2 protein-coding genes are annotated in these 3,385 nt (G+C 58.9%); both read right to left on the bottom strand.

The annotated features are described in order from the left end of the window. The coding region (locus ORS3428_RS06650) for a cytochrome-c peroxidase (RefSeq protein WP_274534788.1) at positions 1 to 709 on the bottom strand (709 nt) is incomplete at its 3' end. Between the two features lie 397 nt (positions 710 to 1,106). Then, positions 1,107 to 1,637 carry an IS1595 family transposase gene (locus ORS3428_RS06655; protein ID WP_157895934.1) on the bottom strand — a complete coding sequence of 177 codons (531 nt, stop codon included), beginning with the start codon at positions 1,635 to 1,637 and terminating at the stop codon, positions 1,107 to 1,109. Positions 1,638 to 3,385 lie beyond the last annotated feature (1,748 nt).

Here is a 3,385-nt window from a genome sequence, read left to right on the forward strand (position 1 = left end):
AAGACGAGCATCCTTTGTCGGCGAAAAGCCTGAGCCCCTCCTTCTGTTCAGCGGTAAGTGCGTTTTCGTTACCTTCGAGATACCTGTCGAAGGGTGCGTTAGGCGTGATCAGCGTCGCCTCGAACGCGGYGATGGCTTTCGCGATGTTGTCATATCTCAGGGGATCGGTTTCATCGGGGAAGGCTTTGCCGAACGCCTCAACGTACCCAGGAATGCCCTTGAGCTCTTCGACGGCGTGCCCGGGAGTGGTCCCCATCTCCGTCGGGTTGGAGATCGGGCCGCCAGCCTGCTCCGTCAGATCCGCTGCCCGTCCGTCCCAAAACTGGGCGATGTTGAAGACGGAGTTGAATACAGTTGGCGCATTGCGGCCGCCGCGCTGCCAGTTATGGCCAATAGAGGTGGAGCGGCCATCGCCGCCAGCACGGCCGATTTGATGGCAGGTGTTGCAGCTGATGTTGTGAGCTTGCGAGAGCCGCGGTTCGAAATAGAGCATCTTGCCCAACTCAAGCTTCTCTAAGGTCGCCGGATTGCCGTCCAGGTCTGCAGCACGCTTGGGAATGGGGCTGAACAGCGATCTCGCAACATCCAGCAGGTTGTCCTGCCCCATGGCTGTGGAGGCAAGCAGGCAGCCTGTGAGTGCAGAGCATAGAAACGCAAATCCCGCCGCCAAGCGAAAGAAGGAGACACTAAATGTCTTCACGAAGCCCATCGACGTAAGTACCCGCTATTGCGTTGATGCAACCTTCAAACGAACTACCGCTCCGCCCGGACCGCGTCTTCGCAACTAGAGTTGGAAGTCATTCCTGAATTGCATGAATGCCCAAGACGTCGAGCGATTTTGCAAGCGCGGCCCCGCTCTAACGAGACCGCTATTCTGCGAGYGGACCCGTCGCGCTTCTTGCCGCGGCGATCACATCGAATGGAAAACAACAAAGATCATGCCATTTCAGGCCAACCGAGATTTTTCTCAAACTTTGCAGCGGGGTTACGCTCGAAGAGCCTGTCTCGGTCGAGCTCCAGTTGTCGCCAATTCGACAAAATCGACAGCGGAAAAGTCGGGAGTTTGTCCGGCCACCGGCGCTCCTAATCAGGGCGCGCGCGGGTGTCTATTCATCAGCCACGTCGAACTCTAAAGCGCGTCGCGATCTTTCAGATTCGCGCCATGCGTGGTTCACCTGCCTGTGCTGGTTGAGGYCGGCCAAGTCGGCATAGCTGGGGTGTTCGTCGGTGACGACGGTAGCGTCCTGTCTGACATGGTCGCGGACCGTCGCCCAGGCGGCCTCGCCCTGCTCCTCGCGGACGATGCGCGTGAAGGTGCGCTCGAACCCGCTGCCATTCTTCTCGCAAGCGCCAGCACGCATAGCCGCTTCATGTTCAGGTACTTCTTTCTTCAGGCGGCGATCAATCCGCTCCTCGGCCTTGTTCTCTGGCTTGATGTGGCCGCCAGCGTACTTGCCGTCCATCTGGACCTGGCCCTCGAGCTTCATGCCGACGCGGCGCAGCCCCAGCGCTTCCTTGATCTTCAGCGACAGGACCCAGGCGGTCTTGTACTGCACGCCGAGYTGGCGGGAGAGGTGCAGCGCGGCCATGCCTTCACGGCGTTCACGGACATCCAGATCGCGGCCAGCATCTTTCACAAGCTGAGCTTGTGGAAGGCGAACACGGTGCCTGAGGTGACGGAGAACTCGCGGCGGCAGCCGGAGCACTGAACCCCCGCCTGCGGAGCGCCTAGCAGTCGAGAACGCCAAATGCGGGCAGACGGGATCRCCATTCGTCTTTGGCCAGCGGAACTGGCGGAAGATCGCCTAGGCTTCCTCTTCGTCAATCTGGAGGAGGTGCTGGATGGGCATGTCCCGGCATTCGGGGACACCAGTCTAGCGCGACGATTATGGAGACCGGTCGGCCACCGTAGTTGTCGCCGCGCAGACATCAGGGAGTGCTGCCCGTCCTGGTATTTCACACCTCCGCGTCTCGTTTCGGGATCGTGGTGGATATTATCCAACCACTCCGGACGTTCCAGAATCCTCGGAGTCAGGCGGGCGCGGGGGAATTGGAGGCGCGGGTGTTCATGTTCAGGCTCCGGTTGGCAGTCGTCGACACGCGTAGCGATGCGGCGGCCTCGGAGGCCGTCGAAAATCAGCGCCGTATGCGTATCCGCCTGAACATGAGGTGGGCCCTTAATGGATCTGCCCGCCGGAGTCRATCAATTCTTGAACTTCGAGTAAACGAGCCGTAAGCGAACGTGGGCCAAACTCGCTATCTGCTTCACCGCGTTTCAGAGTTGACGGTTAGCAATATTGCCATGTGCCCGCCGCATTGATTTTCAGGCAGGTCGGGCAGATATATTGTTTGATCGAGGAGCGTAGCCGTGGGCGTTAAGGTTGGTCATTTCGACGTGAAGGATTGTCGCGCGGAGAAGCAGCGTTCCCGCGATGTCGACCTTGCGCGCCTTGCATCCAAGCAGATTTCCGCCAAACAACTTCGCGATAAGAATGGCTTTTTCTCGTCCCTGGATCGGTCGAAGGCCCGGCTTCTTGTTCGCAGGGCCTCAGTCGCGTTGAGATGAGTGACGAGCCTGCGCGTTTCGGCCCGCTAGACGTTCTCCAGATAGCATCAAAACTTACGATCGATGATGCCACGTTCGTCATCGGCGGTCAGGCTACCAACCTGTGGGCATGGTTCTACCAGGACCGGGCTCCTGAGTTGTCGTCCGGTTCCGAACTGACGAGTAAGGAACATCGACTATTTCGGCACAAGGAAGGCGGCAGAGAGCCTGGCGCAGGCGCTTGGTGGGAAGGTCTATCTTCCAAATGCCGACGATATGAACACGCCAAACACCGCAGTTGTCGTGGCCGAGATCAACGGGAAGAAGTTGCAGATCGACTTAATGCACGGCGTTCTGGGTATTACAAAACGCGAGTTGGAAAACGGCATTTCGGTCATCACATCGATGACGGCAGAGGACGGGAGTGCTGCCGCAATACCGCCTCGGCTTCGTCTTCAACGCTCCAAAGCCCTCCCCCGCAATTTTATCTGGACTTCGCCTGCGAAATCGAAGCGGTCTTCAAGACCGCCCAGGCCTTCCAAGGAACCCCAGCGATAGAGTTCGCGTCTCAGTCGAGCCTAGCGATCTGGCCGCGCAGCTCAAGGAGCTAGGCAGCCGCTGTGACGCGATCGTCCGCGATTGCACAGGACCAGCCGGCGATCACTTTAGCCGTAGCAGGACTTGCTACCAAAGGATTGCCGGCGTCCTTGTCGCCTCCGAGTTTGCTTCGGCTGTGCGTAGGCTATGTCGGATTGAAGGCCTTACAGGTTTGGCCGGTCAATTCCACCGTATGGCGCATCGACCTCGGGGAGGCATTGCGCTCACTACCTAGATTTGCGT

It is taken from the genome of Mesorhizobium sp. ORS 3428, assembly GCF_001854785.1.
Classification (GTDB): domain Bacteria; phylum Pseudomonadota; class Alphaproteobacteria; order Rhizobiales; family Rhizobiaceae; genus Mesorhizobium.